Annotated in this window: 16 protein-coding genes, 1 pseudogene and 1 other annotated feature; of the genes and pseudogenes, 6 read left to right on the forward strand and 11 right to left on the reverse strand. The window is 36.7% G+C overall.

The window, feature by feature from the left end; all coding sequences use genetic code 11:
- Positions 1 to 145: 145 nt before the first annotated feature.
- From ACW0JX_RS23065 to ACW0JX_RS23085, 5 genes are all read left to right on the forward strand, one after another.
- Entirely contained in the window at positions 146 to 2,293 is a 2,148-nt protein-coding gene (locus ACW0JX_RS23065; protein WP_459245095.1) for a spore germination protein, read from the forward strand.
- Between the two features lie 17 nt (positions 2,294 to 2,310).
- The gene (locus tag ACW0JX_RS23070; protein ID WP_459245096.1) at positions 2,311 to 3,411 is read left to right on the forward strand and encodes a spore germination protein; all 1,101 of its coding nucleotides are present in this window, start codon (positions 2,311 to 2,313) and stop codon (positions 3,409 to 3,411) included.
- Positions 3,381 to 4,466, forward strand: a complete 1,086-nt coding sequence (gene gerHC / locus ACW0JX_RS23075; protein WP_069356328.1) for a spore germination protein GerHC — start codon at positions 3,381 to 3,383, stop codon at positions 4,464 to 4,466. Before ACW0JX_RS23070 ends, gerHC begins: the two co-directional genes overlap by 31 nt.
- 92 nt (positions 4,467 to 4,558) lie before the next feature.
- Positions 4,559 to 4,744 (forward strand): hypothetical protein, encoded by a 186-nt coding sequence (locus tag ACW0JX_RS23080; protein WP_000038781.1) that lies wholly within the window; start codon positions 4,559 to 4,561, stop codon positions 4,742 to 4,744.
- Positions 4,745 to 4,842: 98 nt separating this feature from the next.
- A complete protein-coding gene (locus tag ACW0JX_RS23085; RefSeq protein ID WP_098127456.1) occupies positions 4,843 to 5,265 on the forward strand; it encodes a pyrophosphohydrolase domain-containing protein in 423 nt (140 codons plus the stop codon).
- Between the two features lie 44 nt (positions 5,266 to 5,309).
- Here ACW0JX_RS23085 and ACW0JX_RS23090 read toward each other — a convergent pair whose 3' ends face one another.
- Positions 5,310 to 6,338 carry a hypothetical protein gene (locus ACW0JX_RS23090; protein WP_459245097.1) on the reverse strand — a complete coding sequence of 343 codons (1,029 nt, stop codon included), beginning with the start codon at positions 6,336 to 6,338 and terminating at the stop codon, positions 5,310 to 5,312.
- Between the two features lie 95 nt (positions 6,339 to 6,433).
- Between ACW0JX_RS23090 and ACW0JX_RS23095 the strand changes: the two are divergent.
- Positions 6,434 to 6,514 (forward strand): annotated as a pseudogene (locus ACW0JX_RS23095) (GNAT family N-acetyltransferase); the annotation flags it as partial.
- A gap of 24 nt (positions 6,515 to 6,538) precedes the next feature.
- Here ACW0JX_RS23095 and leuS read toward each other — a convergent pair.
- From leuS to ACW0JX_RS23145, 10 genes are all read right to left on the reverse strand, one after another.
- Complete coding sequence (gene leuS / locus ACW0JX_RS23100; protein ID WP_459245098.1) at positions 6,539 to 8,947, reverse strand: leucine--tRNA ligase; 2,409 nt, start codon at positions 8,945 to 8,947, stop codon at positions 6,539 to 6,541.
- 65 nt (positions 8,948 to 9,012) lie between these two features.
- Positions 9,013 to 9,232: a binding site (T-box leader), on the reverse strand.
- 188 nt (positions 9,233 to 9,420) lie between these two features.
- Complete coding sequence (locus tag ACW0JX_RS23105) at positions 9,421 to 10,614, reverse strand: MDR family MFS transporter (protein ID WP_001137538.1); 1,194 nt, start codon at positions 10,612 to 10,614, stop codon at positions 9,421 to 9,423.
- 342 nt (positions 10,615 to 10,956) lie between these two features.
- A complete protein-coding gene (locus ACW0JX_RS23110; protein ID WP_000380176.1) occupies positions 10,957 to 12,180 on the reverse strand; it encodes a cation:proton antiporter in 1,224 nt (407 codons plus the stop codon).
- Between the two features lie 3 nt (positions 12,181 to 12,183).
- Entirely contained in the window at positions 12,184 to 12,681 is a 498-nt protein-coding gene (locus tag ACW0JX_RS23115) for a cation:proton antiporter regulatory subunit (protein WP_001026053.1), read from the reverse strand.
- 34 nt (positions 12,682 to 12,715) lie between these two features.
- A complete protein-coding gene (locus tag ACW0JX_RS23120) occupies positions 12,716 to 13,282 on the reverse strand; it encodes a tyrosine-type recombinase/integrase (protein ID WP_168410140.1) in 567 nt (188 codons plus the stop codon).
- 348 nt (positions 13,283 to 13,630) lie between these two features.
- Positions 13,631 to 15,490 carry an FtsX-like permease family protein gene (locus tag ACW0JX_RS23125; protein WP_053563518.1) on the reverse strand — a complete coding sequence of 620 codons (1,860 nt, stop codon included), beginning with the start codon at positions 15,488 to 15,490 and terminating at the stop codon, positions 13,631 to 13,633.
- Between the two features lie 18 nt (positions 15,491 to 15,508).
- On the reverse strand, positions 15,509 to 16,270 hold the full coding sequence (locus ACW0JX_RS23130; RefSeq protein ID WP_000165837.1) for an ABC transporter ATP-binding protein: 762 nt from the start codon (positions 16,268 to 16,270) through the stop codon (positions 15,509 to 15,511).
- 251 nt (positions 16,271 to 16,521) lie between these two features.
- Positions 16,522 to 17,544: a DUF418 domain-containing protein gene (locus ACW0JX_RS23135; protein ID WP_459245099.1), complete on the reverse strand. Its 1,023-nt coding sequence runs from the start codon at positions 17,542 to 17,544 to the stop codon at positions 16,522 to 16,524.
- Between the two features lie 136 nt (positions 17,545 to 17,680).
- Complete coding sequence (locus ACW0JX_RS23140) at positions 17,681 to 17,830, reverse strand: hypothetical protein (RefSeq protein WP_001129340.1); 150 nt, start codon at positions 17,828 to 17,830, stop codon at positions 17,681 to 17,683.
- A gap of 15 nt (positions 17,831 to 17,845) precedes the next feature.
- Positions 17,846 to 18,109, reverse strand: a complete 264-nt coding sequence (locus ACW0JX_RS23145; RefSeq protein WP_000840865.1) for a YtzC family protein — start codon at positions 18,107 to 18,109, stop codon at positions 17,846 to 17,848.
- Positions 18,110 to 18,168: the final 59 nt, after the last annotated feature.

The raw sequence follows: 18,168 nt of genomic DNA on the forward strand, positions 1-18,168 counted from the left end.
CCCTCTCCCCGTTATAGTATGAACTGCTTACTAAAGACTTTTTTCTGTGCAAACTAATCTCCTTCTTCTTTTCATAAATAAATGAATAATATACAAAATTAGCCACAAAATAGCACTATATTACAAGATTAAAGAGGGCGTACATATGATTTGGAATTGGTTACGTAAGAAAAAAAAATCAAATACACCAGAAGCAAACGAAACAGATAACTGGGAGCAGCATTCTAACAATCAAGAGGGTGATAACGAAGAACAGACTAGAAGTATGAAACATAATAAGGGTAAAAATAACGAGCAAAAAGATTCCTCTCAGGATAAGCAACAAAGTGCTAAACAAGAGGATTCTTCTCAGAATAAACAACAAAGCTCTAAACAAAAGGATTCCTCTCAGGATAAGCAACAAAGTGCTAAACAAGAGGATTCTTCTCAGAATAAACAACAAAGCTCTAAACAAAAGGATTCCTCTCAAGGTAAGCAACAAAGTGCTAAACAAGAGGATTCCTCTCAGGATAAGCAACAAAGCGCTAAGCAAGGTGATTCTTCTCAAGATAAGCAACAAAGTGCTAAACAAGAGGATCCCTCTCAGGATAAGCAACAAAGCGCTAAGCAAGAGAATTCCTCTCAGGATAAGCAACAAAGCGCTAAGCAAGGTGATTCCTCTCAGGATAAGCAGCAAAGCGCTAAGCAAGGTGATTCTTCTCAGGATAAGCAGCAAAGCGCTAAGCAAGGTGATTCTTCTCAAGATAAAAAACAAAATACTAAGCAAGATGAACCTTCTCAAAGTAAGCAACAAAGCTCTGGAGGTAATAGTATTTATGACTTTACAAAACCAGAAAAAGACCGTATTCATTCCCTACAAGATTTAATAGAGAAACTTAAAAAGTCTAGTGATTTTATTAATTACCATACATCTGACGATGAAACGATGCCTTATTGGATTTCTTACTATCGCCCTTCACTTGATGGAGAGAAATTACAGAAATATTTAATGCCTACTCTTTTAGAGAAACCTTGTGCTTCTCTAGAACAACTAAAAGAACATATTCCGATGAGCGGCATTACAATTACGAACGATTTACAAAAAATTGAGGATATGGTTTTAAAGGGGCATGCGATCATTCAATTAAATCAGCAAGATCAAAAATGTATGCTTGCAAACATTGCAATTGATAATTATCGTGCGCCAACCCCTCCTTTAAACGAATCAACTGTTATTGGTCCGCAAGAAGGTTTCGTAGAGGATATTGATACAAACATTAATTTAGTTCGAAAACGTCTTCCTGTTTTGGATTTACAAACAAAAGAAATGATTATCGGCGAGTTTTCCAAAACAAAAGTTGTCATGATGTATTTAGACAACCTCGCTGAAAAAGATAATGTAGATTTTCTAGAAGAATCATTACGCGCTCTTGAGTATGATCAAATTAATGATAGTGCTTATATACAAGAATTGATGGGTGAAAAATCAATCTTCCCTCTCTATATCAATACAGAACGCACTGATAGAGTTACAAAAGCACTAATTGATGGAAAAATCGCTATTTTCGTTGATGGTTCTCCAAGTGTTTTACTAACACCTGTATCCTATTTCGATTTTTTCATTTCACCAGAAGACTATAACGTCTCCTGGATGTACGCTACATTTTCAAGGATTTTAAGATTAATTGCCGTTCTATTTTCAATTTGCGCTACACCGTTATACGTTGCAGTTTTAAATTATCATTATGAACTTATTCCAAGTGATTTACTTGAAACTTTGATTTTATCAAGGGCACAAGTACCATTCCCACCTTTAATTGAAGCGCTCTTTTTAGAACTTGCAATTGATTTATTAAGAGAAGCCGGCGCAAGGTTACCAATGAAAGTTGGTCAAACGCTCGGTATTGTAGGCGGTATCGTAATCGGGCAAGCATCTGTACAAGCTGGTTTAACGAGCAATATTTTATTAATTATCGTTGCCTTATCAGCACTTGCTTCCTTTATTACACCTATTTATAAAATGGGTAACGCTGTTCGATTACTACGCTTTCCTTTTCTTATGTTTGCAGAAATAGGCGGATTGTTCGGGATTTCTCTTGGATTTATCTTCTTATTTACTCATCTATTCAGGCTTACTTCTTTACGCAAGCCGTACGCTTTGTTTTATCCAACAAGACAACAATCTGTTAAAGATTCTTGGATTCGTTTTCCTTTAACAATGATTGATACAAGAGATGTACAAGCAAGGCCACAACATGTAAAAAAAGCAGCGAAAGGAATTTCAACAAAACATAGATCAGACTTTGATGATTAAGAAATGAGGTGCATTCGATGAGTAACGTTCAAGAAAAATATCAAATATCTCCTGTCTTTGTTTTCTTCTTAATTCACGGTGCACAGTTCGGAGCTGGAGTTCTCGGATTCGCTCGAATTATCGCAAAAGCCGCTGGATACGACGGCTGGATGGGAGTTATAATCACAGGAATTTTCATCCATATTATTATATGGATGATGTATGTCTTATTAAAAGAAACAAATGGGAATTTAGTTGATTTACATCGGCAAACATTTGGAAAATGGCTAGGAAATGGCATTAGCATCATCTTTATGGCTTATTTTTTAATCGTTAGTATTTCAGTCATCCGAACATATGTTGAAATTATTCAAGTATGGATGTTTCCTACCGCTTCCACCTTTATGTTAACACTCTTTTTATGCTTAGTTAGCTATTACATTATCTCTTCTGGATTTCGTGTCATTACCGGTATTTGCGTCATCTCTGTTGGTGGTACATTAGGATATTTATTTCTAAGCTTATTCGTTTTGAAATATTCACATTGGGATAATTTACTACCTATATTCACACATTCTTTTTCAGACATTTTAAAATCCGCTCAACTGTCAATCTACAGTATGACCGGTTTTGAGATTTACCTCATGGTGTATCCATTTGTGAAAAAGCCTATGCAATCTCATAAATACGCTCAGCTTGGAGCACTATTTTCAAATCTTCTATATCTATTTAGTACCCTTTTAGCCTTTGCATTTTTTAGTGAGAAGCAATTGTTAAAAACAATATGGGCACAACTTTCTATGACCCAAGTCATTCAATTACCATTTATAGAAAGACTCGAATATATTGCAATTTCAGGCTATGCACTCGTTATTATTTCAAGTTTTATCCTCCCTTTATGGGCGTCAATGAGAGGAACTCATGAAATATTCCGTGTAAAACAAAGGGGTGTTTTAATTGCTTTTATCTTTATCACTCTCATTGTTTCGCAACTTTTAACAAACAGACACGATATTAATAACTTTATTAGTAATGTATCAAAAGTTAGTTTTTGGCTCATTTACGTATACATCCCAATCCTATTTATTATTGTGTGGGTGAAAAGAAAATGGAAAAAATCAAAAGCACAAGTAAATTAATACTTATTTCTTGTATAACATTCTTCAGTCTAACTGGATGTTTACAAAAAAATATTATCGATGATGTACAACTTATTCAAGGAAGCGTTTTTGATGTCGCAAAAGATAATAAAGTAAAAGTGACATTCGTTTGTCCCATTCAGAAAAAAGGAAATAAAGTTCAAGTTTTTGAAGGCAGTGCAAATGCGGTAAAACAAGTAAAAGCAGACACATCTTTAGAGTCTTCTCAACCATTTGCTAGCGGACAAATGCGTGTCGCTCTATATACAATAAGACTTGCCAAAACAGGAATGTCTACTTCATTCGATACATTACTTCGAGATGTGAATATAGGGAACGCTTTATATGCTGCTTTATTAGATGGGAATGGTACTGAACTTTTAAAAGGCAAATATTCGACTTCATACAACGTTGCAATTTATATAAAAAAATTGCTAGAACATAACATGGAGACCGGACCTTTACCAGCGGATAATCTACATATAGGAGCATTTCGCTATTACCAAGAAGGAAAAGACTACTATATTCCCATTCTAAAGAAGCATGGTGATAAAATAAAAATTACCGGAATTGGCCTTTTTAAAAAGGATAAATATATCGGTAAAATTGCGGAAAAAGATATGTTCATATTTAAAGGACTATTAGAGAAACATAAATTAGATTCACATGAATTTAAAACAGATTCTGCGTACGTAATGATTAATAATATTCGTTCTGTTCCAACTTACGATATAAAAATTAAAAACGGGAAGCCTTCCTTTTTCATTCACGTTCATCTTGATGCACGTATTCAAGAACTATCGAAACAAATTAACTTAGAAAATAACAAGAACACAAAAAAGATTGAAAAAAATGTCCAAAAACAATTGGACATACAGGCTGCCAAATTAATTAAGCAGTTTAAATCTTTAAACGTCGATCCTCTCGGGCTAGGTGCAAAGTATAAGCAACATTATCGCCCATTCAAATTAGAAGAATGGAGACAAATGTATAAAGATGTTCCAGTTCATATAAAATACACCGTAAATATTACAAATTCTGGTGTCATTGAATGAGAAATGATTGAACTCCTCTCTCCAGCATGATACAACGGAGAGAGGAGTTTTTTATTATTAAATAGAGAGAGAAGATATTTATGGGGGAGCTTATGTCTAAAAAATTAGTAAAGCCTATTTTAAATGGTATTTTATTTCTCGGCGTCTTTTTATTTGCTCATACATACTTAAAAAATGTTTCCTTCACACGTTACTTGCTTGTCGTTATACCAATGTTACTGGTCGGTATTTTTGGCATCGATCTTATTTCATCCCTTTTAATAAAAAAAGAAGAATAACGAGCGAACATCTTATTTCGATAAGATGTTCTTTTCATTTCATAATCACCTTATGTTACAATGAAATTCGGCAGAAAACGAGAAAGGATTGAAACAACATGACAAACGAAAAAGGTTTAGATAAAGGGTACGAACTTGTTGCGAAAATGCACGAAGTATTCGGACATCCTGTGACACATACTCCAACCAAATTAGCTGAAGAGCGCGCAAAAATTCGTGCGAGTTTTATGCAAGAAGAGCTAGAAGAATTTCTAGAAGCAACAACTGTTGAAGATCAATACGATGCACTAATTGACCTTATTTACTTTGCATTCGGAACGTTTACAGAAATGGGCGTACGTCCAGATAAAGGATTCGAAATTGTAAATAATGCAAACATGGCAAAATTATTCCCTGATGGAAAACCTCGATTCCGTGAAGGTGATGGCAAAATTCTAAAACCAGAAGGCTGGCAAGCACCAGAGCCGCAACTTCGTGCTGAAATTGAACGTCAGCGTCAAGAAGCTGAAAAAAACTGCTAGGATTTCCTAGCAGTTTTTTATTATGTCTTTTTCTCTGCAACTCATTAATGACCCACGTGCCCCGCGTGTCCTGCTGCCCCACTAATACTAGCTGCTCCTGCTGCTGCCCCTGCTCCTCCTGTTCCCATTCCACCTGTCCAAGGAGAAGATTGTTGCTGTTGTTGATATTGCTGATATTGTTGGTGCTGTTGACCTTGGTGACCTTGGTGACCTTGGTGACCTTGGTGACCTTGGTGACCTTGGTGACCTTGGTGACCTTGGTGACCGTGTTGGCCTTGATGGCCTTGGTGATGGTGTCCATGATGTTGGCCTTGGTGGTGCTGTCCATGGTGACCGTGTTGGCCTTGATGAGTTTGATAAAGAACAGCTTGCGGATGAATGTGGTGGTGGCCTTGGTGATGTACTTGTTGCCCCTGATGACCATGTTGACCTTGATGATGGTGATGACCTTGGTGACCTTGGTGACCTTGGTGGCCGTGTTGACCTTGATGGTGGTGATGACCATGATGGCCGTGTTGACCTTGATGATGGTGATGACCATGATGGCCGTGTTGACCTTGATGATGGTGATGACCATGATGGCCGTGTTGACCTTGATGATGGTGATGACCATGATGGCCGTGTTGACCTTGATGATGGTGATGACCATGATGGCCGTGTTGACCTTGATGATGGTGATGATGACCATGGTAACCGTGAACTACTTGCGGATATCCACCTACTCCTCCTGCTACAACACCTACTCCTGGTACAGGAAATCCTGTCTGTACTCCTCCAACGAAAGATGGAAATGCAGTTGGTACGCCTACTGGTACTCCTCCCGCTGCTCCGCCAACAAATGTCGGGATTCCAGTTTGCACTCCGGCTACCGATGATGGAAATCCTCCTGTTAATGTTGGAATTCCAGTTTGTACACCCGCTACTGATGTAGAAAACCCTCCAGGTGTTCCGCCCATCCAGCTCGGAATTCCACCGTATCCTTGTTGTCCTCCTCCCATTAACATCATTTGTTCATAACTATCCGACCCACTCCCGAAGAAACCATGTGGTGCATTATTGTCCATCCCTTTCATTCCTTTCACCTCTTCTACTCAATTTAGCCTACCTTTTTTATCATATTTCCTATAGAAAAATAGGTGTTTGTCTGTATTGGAATTCCGCTCTTTTATTTGTACGTAGTGGAATAATTGAAAATTTAGATGAAGGTGACCCTGAGATTATTTTCTACACAAAAAAGCTCAGAGCATAAACGCTCTGAGCTTTTTTAAATGATTTAGTTTGCAACAACGTTAACAAGTTTTCCAGGAACAACAATTACTTTACGAACTGTTTTCCCTTCAATTTGGTCTTGAATTGCTTCAAGTGCAAGTTGTTCCATTTCTTCTTTTGATGCGTCTTTACTCATTGTTAGTTTTGCGCGAACTTTACCCATAACTTGAACAACGATTTCAACTTCATCTTCTACAAGTTTAGACTCATCAAATGTTGGCCAACTTGCATATGTGATTGTTTCATTGTATCCAAGTTTGCTCCATAGCTCTTCCCCGATATGAGGTGCAACTGGTGCAATCATTTTTACGAAACCTTCTACATATTCTTTCGGAAGTGTTTCAGCTTTGTATGCATCGTTGATGAATACCATCATTTGAGAAATCGCTGTGTTGAAGCGAAGCTCTGCATAGTCTTCTGTTACTTTCTTCACTGTTTGGTGGTAAGCTTTTTCAAGCTCTTTATTTGGTGCGTCAGTAATCTTCTCACTTAATTCACCGTTATCTTGAACGAATAGACGCCATACACGGTCTAAGAAACGACGAGCTCCGTCAAGACCATTTTCAGACCAAGCGATTGAAGCATCTAATGGTCCCATGAACATTTCGTATAGACGAAGTGTATCTGCACCGTGACTTGCTACGATATCATCAGGGTTTACAACGTTACCTTTTGATTTACTCATTTTCTCGTTGTTTTCACCTAGAATCATACCTTGGTTGAATAATTGTTGGAATGGCTCTTTCGTTGGAACTACACCGATATCGTATAATACTTTATGCCAGAAACGAGCATATAGCAAGTGAAGTACAGCATGTTCTGCACCACCGATATAAATATCAACTGGAAGCCATTGTTTTACTTTTTCAGGATCTACAAGTGCTTCGCTATTGTTTGGATCGATGTAACGTAGGTAGTACCAGCAGCTACCAGCCCATTGCGGCATTGTGTTCGTTTCACGACGACCTTTTTTACCAGTCTCAGGATCAACAACATTTACCCACTCGTCAATGTTAGCAAGTGGTGATTCACCTGTACCTGAAGGACGGATGTTTTCTGTTTTCGGAAGAACTAATGGTAATTCCTCTTCTTTCACAGCTGTCATTGTACCATCTTCCCAGTGAATTACTGGAATTGGTTCACCCCAGTAACGTTGACGGCTGAATAACCAGTCACGTAGACGGTACGTTACTTTTTGATTTCCTGCGCTCGTTGCTTCAAGCCATTCAATCATTTTTGCGATTGCTTCTTCTTTATTTAATCCATCAAGGAATGCTGAGTTTACGTGTGCACCATCACCTGTGTACACTTCTTTCGTAATATCTCCGCCTTTTACAACTTCCTTCATTGGAAGATTAAATACTGATGCGAATTCATAGTCACGCTCATCGTGAGCTGGAACTGCCATTACAGCACCTGTTCCGTAAGTTGCAAGAACATAGTCAGCGATCCAGATTGGTAATTTCTCACCATTTACTGGGTTAACTGCGTAAGCACCAGTGAATACACCAGTTTTCTCTTTCGCAAGTTCTGTACGCTCTAGGTCACTCTTCATTTTTACAGCGTTAATGTAAGCTTCTACCGCTTCTTTTTGTTCTGCTGTTGTAATTTCTGCAACAAGTGCATGTTCCGGAGCAAGTACACAATATGTTGCACCAAATAGTGTATCAGGGCGCGTTGTGAACACCGTGAACTTCTCGTCTGTACCCTCGATGTTGAAGTGTACTTCTGCACCTTCAGAACGACCGATCCAGTTACGTTGCATATCTTTTAAGCTTTCAGGCCAATCAAGCTCATCTAGATCTTCTAATAGACGATCTCCGTAAGCTGTAATTTTTAACATCCACTGTCTCATCGGACGACGCTCAACTGGATGTCCACCACGCTCACTCTTACCGTCAATGATTTCTTCGTTTGCAAGTACTGTACCAAGTGCTGGGCACCAGTTTACAGGTACTTCATCAACGTAAGCTAAACCTTTTTCAAATAATTTCAGGAAGATCCATTGTGTCCACTTATAGTAGTTTGGATCTGTTGTATTTACTTCACGGTCCCAATCGTAAGAGAAACCTAATGATTTAATTTGGTTACGGAACGTATTAATATTATGCTCTGTAAATTCTGCTGGGCTGTTTCCAGTATCAAGTGCATATTGCTCTGCTGGAAGACCAAATGCATCCCATCCCATTGGATGAAGAACGTTATACCCTTGCATACGCTTCATACGAGATAAAATATCTGTCGCTGTATAACCTTCTGGATGTCCTACGTGTAAGCCTGCACCTGATGGATATGGGAACATATCTAGTGCATAAAATTTTGGTTTTTCTGTCTCATCTGGCGTACGGAATGTTTTATTCTCTTCCCAGTACCCTTGCCACTTCTTCTCAATGTCTTGATGATTAAAGCTCATGAGATACCCTCCTTGAAATTCTATTTATTTTCACCGCCCAAAATACAAAAAACCTCTCATCCCTAGAAAGGGACGAGAGGTTATAGATTCCCGCGGTACCACCCTAAATTAATGTAAAAATATACATTCGCTTAGATCCGTAACGTGGATTAACGGCAATTGCTACTATTAGTTTCACAACTGCAACTCAAAGGCGAGTTCATAACGAAACGTGGATTGACTTGCACCGACCGTCAACTCTCTAAACCAGCTTCTATTACTACTACTCCTTCTCACTGTTATTACACATATAAGTTAAGTGAACTATCCTTCACCTAGTATCTCTTAAGGGCTTACTTAAAGCGAGGACTTCTCGGTTAATCGTTACTCTTAATAACTAACGAATTCATCTTAAGACAGCCGAGCTATCTCCCTTGTTCTAAAGGTTGTTTTATTTAAATATATTCTAAAACATGTGAACATGTTCCGTCAAACTAAACTGCAATTTTTTCTTCAACTGTTTCTTCTACTTTTACTCGTTTATCATAAATACTCGTTGCTATAAGCGCTACTACAAGCATTACCATGATTGCTATAAACAATACTTCCATATTGTATAAATCCACAATTGCTCCGCCAACGACCGGCCCGAACATTTTCCCTACAGTCGCCGCACTATTTACGACCCCTTGATAAAACCCTAATTTATCTTTTGGTGCAAGTATATTTGCAATCGTTGGAACCGCAGGCCATACAAATAACTCACCAATTGTTAATGTTACCATCGCAACGAGGAACATCGTAAATTGCTGCGCTTGACTTAACACAATGAATGACGCCGCAAAAATGAAGATTCCAATCATAATTTGCTGTTTTAAAGAACGCTTCATCCAACGAATTAGCATACTAACAAGTGGCTGCGCACAAACAATCATCGCTCCGTTTATCGTCCATAATAAACTATAGTGACGAAGGCTAATATTCAATTCTTGCATATGTGTTGCAATCGCTCCTTGCCACTGTACGTATGTAACCCAGCATAAAGCATATGCTACACACACGATAAGAAGTGCTTTAAATCCAGGTGTAAGTGACCACCCTTTTTTCGTTTCGACTTCTTTTTGCACTCCTGGCTCTTTCTTGTCTTCCATACCACGGAATCCGATAAAAGCAATTAAGAAGAAAACAAAGTATAAAATAAAGTTCGCTAAGAAAATATAATCAAAACGATATGAAGCAACTAAACCACCGCACGCTGTTCCAATCGCAATACCAACGTTTTGTCCAACATACATCGCATTAAACGCTCGTCTTCCGCCCTCTGGCCAAACCGTACCAACCATCGCGTACATCGATGGGAAGACCATCCCAGAACCGAAGCCGATTAACGCTAGCCACACAACATATAACGGCCAACCGTGGAAGAATACAAGACCTAAAATCGATACAAGTGTAATGACAATCCCTACTAAAATTGATTTATAACCGCCCCATTTATCAAATAAAACACCGCCGAGCAAGTTTCCGATTACACCAGTAAGCGAGTTGATCATTAATACCATTCCGGCCACAGATAAAGATTTGCCTAGGTGATCATGCAAATAAATTGTATTAAAAGGCCATAAAAAAGAAGCACCCGTGACATTAATAATCATCCCAGCTACTAATAGCCATACTTTCCTTGGCATAGTTTCCCCTCCTATTCTATTTTTTTCGTTCATATATATAACAGTAAAATTGTAGTCGTTTTTAAATAGGAAGGCAACTGATTAATAGTTGATGAAATTCAGATAATGGTTCGACGGTAAATGAAATTATATTTATCCCTGCTTGAAAATATATCAGCGATTTTGGAAATATATCGACCGCAACTCAAAATATATCAGCGATTTTTCAATTATATCGACCACAACTTGAAATATATCAGCGATTATTAAAATATATCAACTTACCGACAAAAAACGACAACAGTAACAATATATAAAAGGGTAGACTGTATGAAATTTTCATGCAGTCTACCCTTATTTATACTATCCAACTTCTTTTTCTCGCTTTGCACTTTCTTTAGCGCTCCATTTAAATATTTTATCTAATAAGGAATATATTCTCCCAGATTCTTTCGTTAACAAAGGTCCTAACGATGCTAATATTAAAACATACAAAGCTGAGAATGGTTTAATCGTTGCCATTAAGCCGCCCGCAATTCCAATATTCGCGACGATAATGGAAAATTCTCCGCGTGATACAAGTGTTAAACCGATATTCGTAGAAGCCTTATGCGATAACCCAGCTTTACGCCCCGCTACCATTCCAGCAGTAAAATTACCGATAAGAGTAATGAAAACTGCTCCTAATGCCAACCAAACTGCTCCCCCAAGCGAAAATGGGTCTATACTTAAACCGAAGCTGAAAAAGAATATAGCTCCAAAGAAATCACGAAACGGAACAACGAGCTGTTCAATTCGATCACTATGCTCTGTTTCTGAAAAGACGAGCCCCAATAATAATGCTCCAATTGCCTCCGCGACATGAATCGTTTCTGAAAATCCTGCTACAAAGAATAAAATAGCGAATATTACGATAATGAAAATTTCATTGGACGAAATATCTAACATTTTATTTAAGAATCGTGTAGCTTTTCTAGCAACTACAAAGAATAGTAGCATATACCCTACTGCGATTAAAATAGATGTAAGAGCACCTACAAATGACGTTGCCCCTCCGAGTACTAATCCTGAAACGACTGATAAATATACTGCTAAAAAGATATCATCAAACATAATGATTCCTAAAATTAGCTCCGTCTCTTTATTACCAGATCTTCTTAAATCAACAATTACTTTCGCAACAATTGCACTCGATGAAATTGTTATGATCCCAGCAATAATTAATGTTTCTAATAAGGGGAAACCCATTATATATCCGTAAAGTAAACCTAATATAAAATTAAGCGATATATGAACAGTCCCCCCAAAAGCAATTGATTTTCCAGATTTAATTAATTTTTTAATTGAGAATTCTAAGCCTAAATAGAATAAGAGGAATATAACGCCAACACGGCCGAGAAAGGAAATAACTTCTCCGCTTTCAATAAATCTTAAATCGATAAGCCCTAAATCTGGCGCATGTGGCCCCACTAGCATACCGAGTATAATGAGAAACGGAATAATCGAGAACTTTAACTTTGCAGCGAGAATAGCTGCAAAAGCGACTAATACTAACGCAGTCCCAACTTCAAAGATTAAAGTATCCATCGATTATGAATCCCCTCCTACTGAAAGCAACTCATTAATAATTCTTTTTACTTCATGTCTTTCGCCTGATAATACAAGCATATCGCCAGCTTCAATGATAGAATCTGGACCTGGATTAAAGAACTTCTTCATATTCTTTTTCAAAATGGCAATGATCGTTACATTATATGTGTTTCGGACATGTAAACTACCAATTGTTTTTTGTACCACTGGTGCATTATTTTCCACCTTAAACCACTCAATTGATAATCCTTCAAAGGCCATTTCAATCGTATCTAAAGCTTGTGGCCTATATACCATTCCGCCCAATATAGCTGCAATTTGTCTCGCTTCGGAATCACGAAGAGAGACGCTTGAAATACTCTCCTCATGATCAGCATCAAAATGGTACATTTCTCTTCGGCCATCATCATGAATAACGATAACCATCTTTTCATTACCTTTTGTAATCACTTCAAACTTACATCCAATACCCGGCAGTTCACTCTCTCTAATATTCATATTTTCCGCCTCCTAATTTTTTTAGTTACGGCTTTTATAAATCGACATCAATCTCCGTTTTAAAGGTCTCATCCTTTGAGATGCCTAAATACTTTAGCGTCTCTGATGGAGTCGCGTGATGGAAATGTTTTTGCAATAACGCAATCGCTATCCCTCTTTTGTACGCATGAAATCCAAACGTTTTTCGCATTGAATTTGTTCCGATCTTACCAACAACTCCAACTGCTTCTGCAGCATTATGAATTACACGATACGCTTGTTGGCGCGTAATTGAATTTGGCGTTTTATTAGATTGAAATACGTAATTTTCTCTTTTAACGCCAATAGATTGTACGTAATCTAAAAGCGCTTCTTTTACTTTTGTATTTAAATAAATATCTTGTTTAAATTTTTCATCTTTCACAGGAAGAGTATAAAACTCTTTAATAGTCCCGTCTTCATTTAATACATCTTCAAATTTCATACTAAGTAGTTCTGTAATTTTTAATCCTGTGTTAATTCCAATAACAAATAAAAGATAATCTCGCTGGGAGTGCTCTTTTAAATATTTTTTCATAGCTTCAATTTGGCTTATATCTTTTAATGCCTCTACAACTTCCATACATGTATTCTCCTCATCTTATGAACGGTAATTTTCTCATCATGTTGTCCATTTTACCTTATCATGCTATGAGATTTCCATGTATTATCCATTATTTTCACAATATACTTTTGTGATTCAAGCAATTTTCAATTTGGAAATTTACGATTGTACAAATACGTTGTGGTTTGAAAAGAAATAGGGGATAAAAGTTCAGCTTCTTTCTATAGATTGGATTCCTCCTTTCCTTATCCAGCTGCTTCTACTTTTATATTACGTTACTTATTTACATTATATTATATATTTCAGTAACATTAAAGTGTTTTTTCTGAAAATAATAAAAACCGAGCAATTTCGCTCGGTTTTTTATTAATCTTCTTTCGGAAGAACAATTCCTTTATACAATTGAACGGTAATGAAGTAATAAATTGCATAAATAATTACGAAGATAACAATCGGTACCCAAATACGGAAGTACGGATCAAGTAAAATAAATCCGAAAATATTCATACCAACTAATACGTGAGCAATACCTACAATTGCTGGGAATAAGAATACTAAGAATAACTCTTTATAAATTGATTTTGTTAATAATTCACGGCGTACCCCGATTTTACGAAGCATTTGATAACGCGTAATATCTTTTGAGGCACCAGAAAGAATTTTGAACATTAAACAACTTGCCATCATTGCTAAGAAAGCAATTCCAAGGAAGAAGCCCATAAATACTGTTCCACTCGCAACACCATAGAACATGTCGTAAGATTGATATTTACTGTTCATTCTTTCAGCTGTTACATTTTTATATTTATCTAGTTGCAACTCGTCAAGTTTTTTCCATTCTTTTGTATATGTTAAGAAATCATCTGCTTTTCCGATAAATGCTATACCTTCTTTACCACTTATCCCATCGTACATTTTTTGATCTACAATTTTAATTGCATGATCTTCATATATATAATATGGATGAATTGTGCTAAAAGCATCGACCCATTCTTCTGGAAGTTCTTTAGCGTTCGCATCTTTTTCATTCATTTCTCTAGAAACTGCGCCTACTGGTAATTCCTGTGAAGCCTTCTTCGTATTTACTAAATCCTTCATCGACTTCATATTTTCCATATCTTTTACTAAAGGACGATTTTTCTCTAAATCTTCTTTTACATAGTAAACGTATTTATCATCTACTTTGTAACGATATTCGCTTTTCTCTTTAAATGTAATACCGTCTAAAATTTTCTTTTCTTCAGCTGTCGGATTATGAACTACTGAATCATAGATTACTAAACCATCAACCATTTTTATAACGTTATTTTTAAACGCCATACCACCTGAAATTGCACCAGCTCCAAGAGCAACTAACATCGCTACTGTTGCAAGTACTTTCGTTAAGCTATTAATACGGAAATTTAATTGTGCAAATGTAAAAGCATTAAGTCCTTTTTCACTACGCTTTTTATTACTTTTTAACTTTTTAATAATGACTGGAAGAAGTGATCCAAATAGCATGTAAGTACCAGCTGTTGTTGTAATTAATGCAATAAGGATTCCCATCTCTCTTAATTTTTCCATATAAATCATTGATGCATAGCCAATTCCTAATAAAATAACCGCTAGGAATGCAACTAAACCTGTCATTTTTCCTTTTACTGCAACACGTTCTGTTTGTGCATCTGCATGTACAAGTTGCAATACAGAAATACGTGATAACTTAATACTGTTCATAATTGCTGATAGTACAAATAATGCAAAGAAGAAAATACAAGTAACAGTCATTGATGGCAGGTAAAATGCTTTATAGCCTTCACCAGCAAATTCTAATTGTTTCATTAATAATTGACCGATACCTTCTGCAAGTCCTACACCAACTGTAATACCGATCGCAAGAGATGCGGCGCCTAATACAATTGTCTCAATAAACATAAGTAATGTAACTTTATGCTTTTTTGCTCCTAACATCATATACATACCAAACTCTTTTTGACGAAGAGATAGTAAGAAAGAGTTCGCATATAAAATATAGAAGAACGTTATGATTGCTAATAAAAATGAACCTGCTTGGAATACAAATCCGATTGATTTAATCACTGAATTAGATTCAAGAAATGATTCATTTAGTGCTAACGTTTGAAACATATAAAAAATTGAAATCGACATGACAAGACCGACAAGTAAGACGATGTAATCTTTTAGCTTACTCTTTAGCCCTGACATGGAAAGTTTGAATAACATGCTCTAGAACCCCCTTTCTTACGCTTTTTGTGTGCCTAAGTCCGCAAGCACATCTAAAATTTCTTTATAAAACTCTTCACGTGTACCGCCGCGGTGAATTTCTTTATATAGCTCACCATCTTGAATGAATAAAATACGCTGACAGTAACTTGCACTGTACGGATCATGTGTAACCATCATAATAGATACGCCTTGATCTTTATTTAAGTTTGTCATCGCATCAAGTAAACTCGTTGCATTTTTAGAATCAAGCGCTCCTGTTGGCTCGTCCCCTAAAATAATTGCAGGCTCATGTACTAAAGCACGCGCTGCTGCTGAACGTTGTTTCTGTCCACCAGATACTTCAGATGGATACTTTTGAAGAATTTCTGTAATCCCTAACATATCCGCTACTTTTTCTACTTTCGGTCCAATATTACGTGACGCGACACCTTGAAGAGATAATGGAAGTGCGATGTTTTCATAAATAGATAAGTTCTCTAATAAGTTAAAGTCTTGGAAGATGAATCCTAATTTTTGTGAACGGAAATCAGAAAGCTCACCTTGCTTCATTTTCGTAATATCCGTACCCGCAATTTCAACAACGCCGCCCGTTGCTTTATCAAGCGTTGAAATTACATTTAATAATGTCGTTTTACCAGAACCAGATGGTCCCATAATCCCTACAAACTCACCCTCTTGAATTGAGAATGAAACACCTTTTAATGCATGTGATTGGTTCTCACCTTTTTTACCGTACACTTTTTGAACGTTTTTCACGTCTACAACTGGTTTCGTCATATATATCCTCCTACGCTTGTTTTTCCATTACCTATTTTGCGCTTTTTAGAGGCGAACTGCTATTTGTTAACATTACATTTACCTTACACTTTTGTAATATAAAAAAGATAAGTGTGTAAGGTTCGTTGATAAATGAAATTTTATTAGCGATTTCCAATATATATCGGCGATTCGCGAAGGAATATCAACTTTCCGAAAAAGATGAAAATAAAAATGGGCTGTTCCACAAAAGGAATAGCCCATTTCTCTCTCTATTTCTTTAAAGGTGTTACCGTCCAATACGTAACAACTCGCCAAATCCATTCTAATGGACCCATTTTAAAGATTTTCATCCAAATTACGCTAAATACAATTTGAATTGCATAAATTGCAATACACACATATAAAGTCTGCATGTACGTTAAGTTTTCTGCAAAGTTAAATACACTTCCTGCGATTAAAATCATTGCAGTTTGTCCAATATAATTCGTTAAAGCCATGCGGCCATAATATTTCAGTGGTACTAACAATGTTTGAACTGGTTTTAATTGGAGTAATAAAATTAATGCTCCAACATAGAAAGCTGAAATAATCGGTCCAACTGTAACACCAATTTTTAAAAATTGGCTTGCAGCATTCATTGTTCCATCCTCATTCTCAAGTATCATATTTATAAATGGTTCAGCAGGAACGTGCCCATATTGATACCATACAGCTATGACACTTAAAACAAACATAATACCTGTAAAAATAGCGACTTTCTTTATATTTTGCGCGAGATTTTCAAATACACGATATTGTCCTGCAGCAAGCCCTAATAAAATTAAGCCAAGTGGTAATAGTTCTTTAACTCCCATTACACTGAAGGCAATTGTCAAAATAAGTCCTAGTACTAGGTTCACTTCTTTTTTCGCTTTATAAAACGGTAAAACGATTAACCCGCAAATTGCGTATAACGCTAGTGCTTCTCCAGGCTGAAACATTTGATGAATTAAACCAAAAATAAATAATGCAACTAAGCGACGTAAAAATAAAACATAGCCATTTTTCCCTTTCGCAATCGCTCTTGAAATAAAGATATAAAATCCTACTCCAAATAAGAATGAGAAGATTGAGAAGAAACGACCTTCTACAAATAAGTATAGAAACCTTTGATAGCTCGCATCCACTGTATTAGGATCTGGGATTTTAATATGAAGTAGTGCAAGAATATTTACTAAAATAATCCCCAGTAATGCAAAGCCACGAATGTAATCTAACTCATCAATTCGCTTGTTTGTAATATTGTTCCCCATAAAGCAACTCCTTGTATAAAATTTAATCCTTCCTTACTCTACTGGAGAAAGCTGTTCACAACTATCGACAAACCTTACATAAATCTTACATTATTGTCATATAGCAAAATAAAACCAGGTCATATTTCGACCTGGTTTACTCTGATTGTTTCGATTTTTGAGGTTGTCCTTTTTTACTATTACGCTGTTTCACTTGAACAATCGGATCAAGCTCATTCGAAAACTCAGCGTTATGTCCATTTTGCGTTTTTTGCTCTGGGTTATTTTGATCTGAACGTTTCGCCATTACATTCACTCCTTATTAGTGCGGTGTAATAATCATTTGATGTTGCAATTGGCGAATTGCCATACGTGCTCTATTTAATTGCTCACGTTGCTCATCATTCGCATGTTGTTGCATCGTTTGTAAATCGTTATATGCTTGTTCTAATTGTAGCTGCGCATCCGAATACTCCATCGTATTATAATGCTCCTGTCTCATACCAAGATCTAATTGTTCTTTCGCATATTCCACCGCTTGTTCCGCTTGTGTAATATACGATTCAAGTGATTGACGCTCTGCCATAATTGTCCCTCCTTGCTTCAATTCCCCTTTAGTGTGTCCCTTCCTTATGAACCTTATGA

The organism is Bacillus sp. C-3-6 (genome assembly GCF_054509685.1).

What these genes read in the sequence shown, in the direction of transcription:
- ACW0JX_RS23080 (WP_000038781.1), top strand. Translation starts at nt 4,559, where the DNA reads ATGTCTAAAAAATTAGTAAAGCCTATTTTAAATGGTATTTTATTTCTC.
- ACW0JX_RS23070 (WP_459245096.1), top strand. Translation starts at nt 2,311, where the DNA reads ATGAGTAACGTTCAAGAAAAATATCAAATATCTCCTGTCTTTGTTTTC.
- ACW0JX_RS23065 (WP_459245095.1), top strand. Translation starts at nt 146, where the DNA reads ATGATTTGGAATTGGTTACGTAAGAAAAAAAAATCAAATACACCAGAA.
- ACW0JX_RS23125 (WP_053563518.1), bottom strand. Translation starts at nt 15,490, where the DNA reads ATGTTATTCAAACTTTCCATGTCAGGGCTAAAGAGTAAGCTAAAAGAT.
- ACW0JX_RS23085 (WP_098127456.1), top strand. Translation starts at nt 4,843, where the DNA reads ATGACAAACGAAAAAGGTTTAGATAAAGGGTACGAACTTGTTGCGAAA.
- ACW0JX_RS23115 (WP_001026053.1), bottom strand. Translation starts at nt 12,681, where the DNA reads ATGAATATTAGAGAGAGTGAACTGCCGGGTATTGGATGTAAGTTTGAA.
- ACW0JX_RS23140 (WP_001129340.1), bottom strand. Translation starts at nt 17,830, where the DNA reads ATGGCGAAACGTTCAGATCAAAATAACCCAGAGCAAAAAACGCAAAAT.
- ACW0JX_RS23120 (WP_168410140.1), bottom strand. Translation starts at nt 13,282, where the DNA reads ATGGAAGTTGTAGAGGCATTAAAAGATATAAGCCAAATTGAAGCTATG.
- ACW0JX_RS23110 (WP_000380176.1), bottom strand. Translation starts at nt 12,180, where the DNA reads ATGGATACTTTAATCTTTGAAGTTGGGACTGCGTTAGTATTAGTCGCT.
- gerHC (WP_069356328.1), top strand. Translation starts at nt 3,381, where the DNA reads ATGGAAAAAATCAAAAGCACAAGTAAATTAATACTTATTTCTTGTATA.
- ACW0JX_RS23130 (WP_000165837.1), bottom strand. Translation starts at nt 16,270, where the DNA reads ATGACGAAACCAGTTGTAGACGTGAAAAACGTTCAAAAAGTGTACGGT.
- ACW0JX_RS23090 (WP_459245097.1), bottom strand. Translation starts at nt 6,338, where the DNA reads ATGAAAGGGATGGACAATAATGCACCACATGGTTTCTTCGGGAGTGGG.
- ACW0JX_RS23105 (WP_001137538.1), bottom strand. Translation starts at nt 10,614, where the DNA reads ATGCCAAGGAAAGTATGGCTATTAGTAGCTGGGATGATTATTAATGTC.
- ACW0JX_RS23135 (WP_459245099.1), bottom strand. Translation starts at nt 17,544, where the DNA reads ATGGGGAACAATATTACAAACAAGCGAATTGATGAGTTAGATTACATT.
- ACW0JX_RS23145 (WP_000840865.1), bottom strand. Translation starts at nt 18,109, where the DNA reads ATGGCAGAGCGTCAATCACTTGAATCGTATATTACACAAGCGGAACAA.
- leuS (WP_459245098.1), bottom strand. Translation starts at nt 8,947, where the DNA reads ATGAGCTTTAATCATCAAGACATTGAGAAGAAGTGGCAAGGGTACTGG.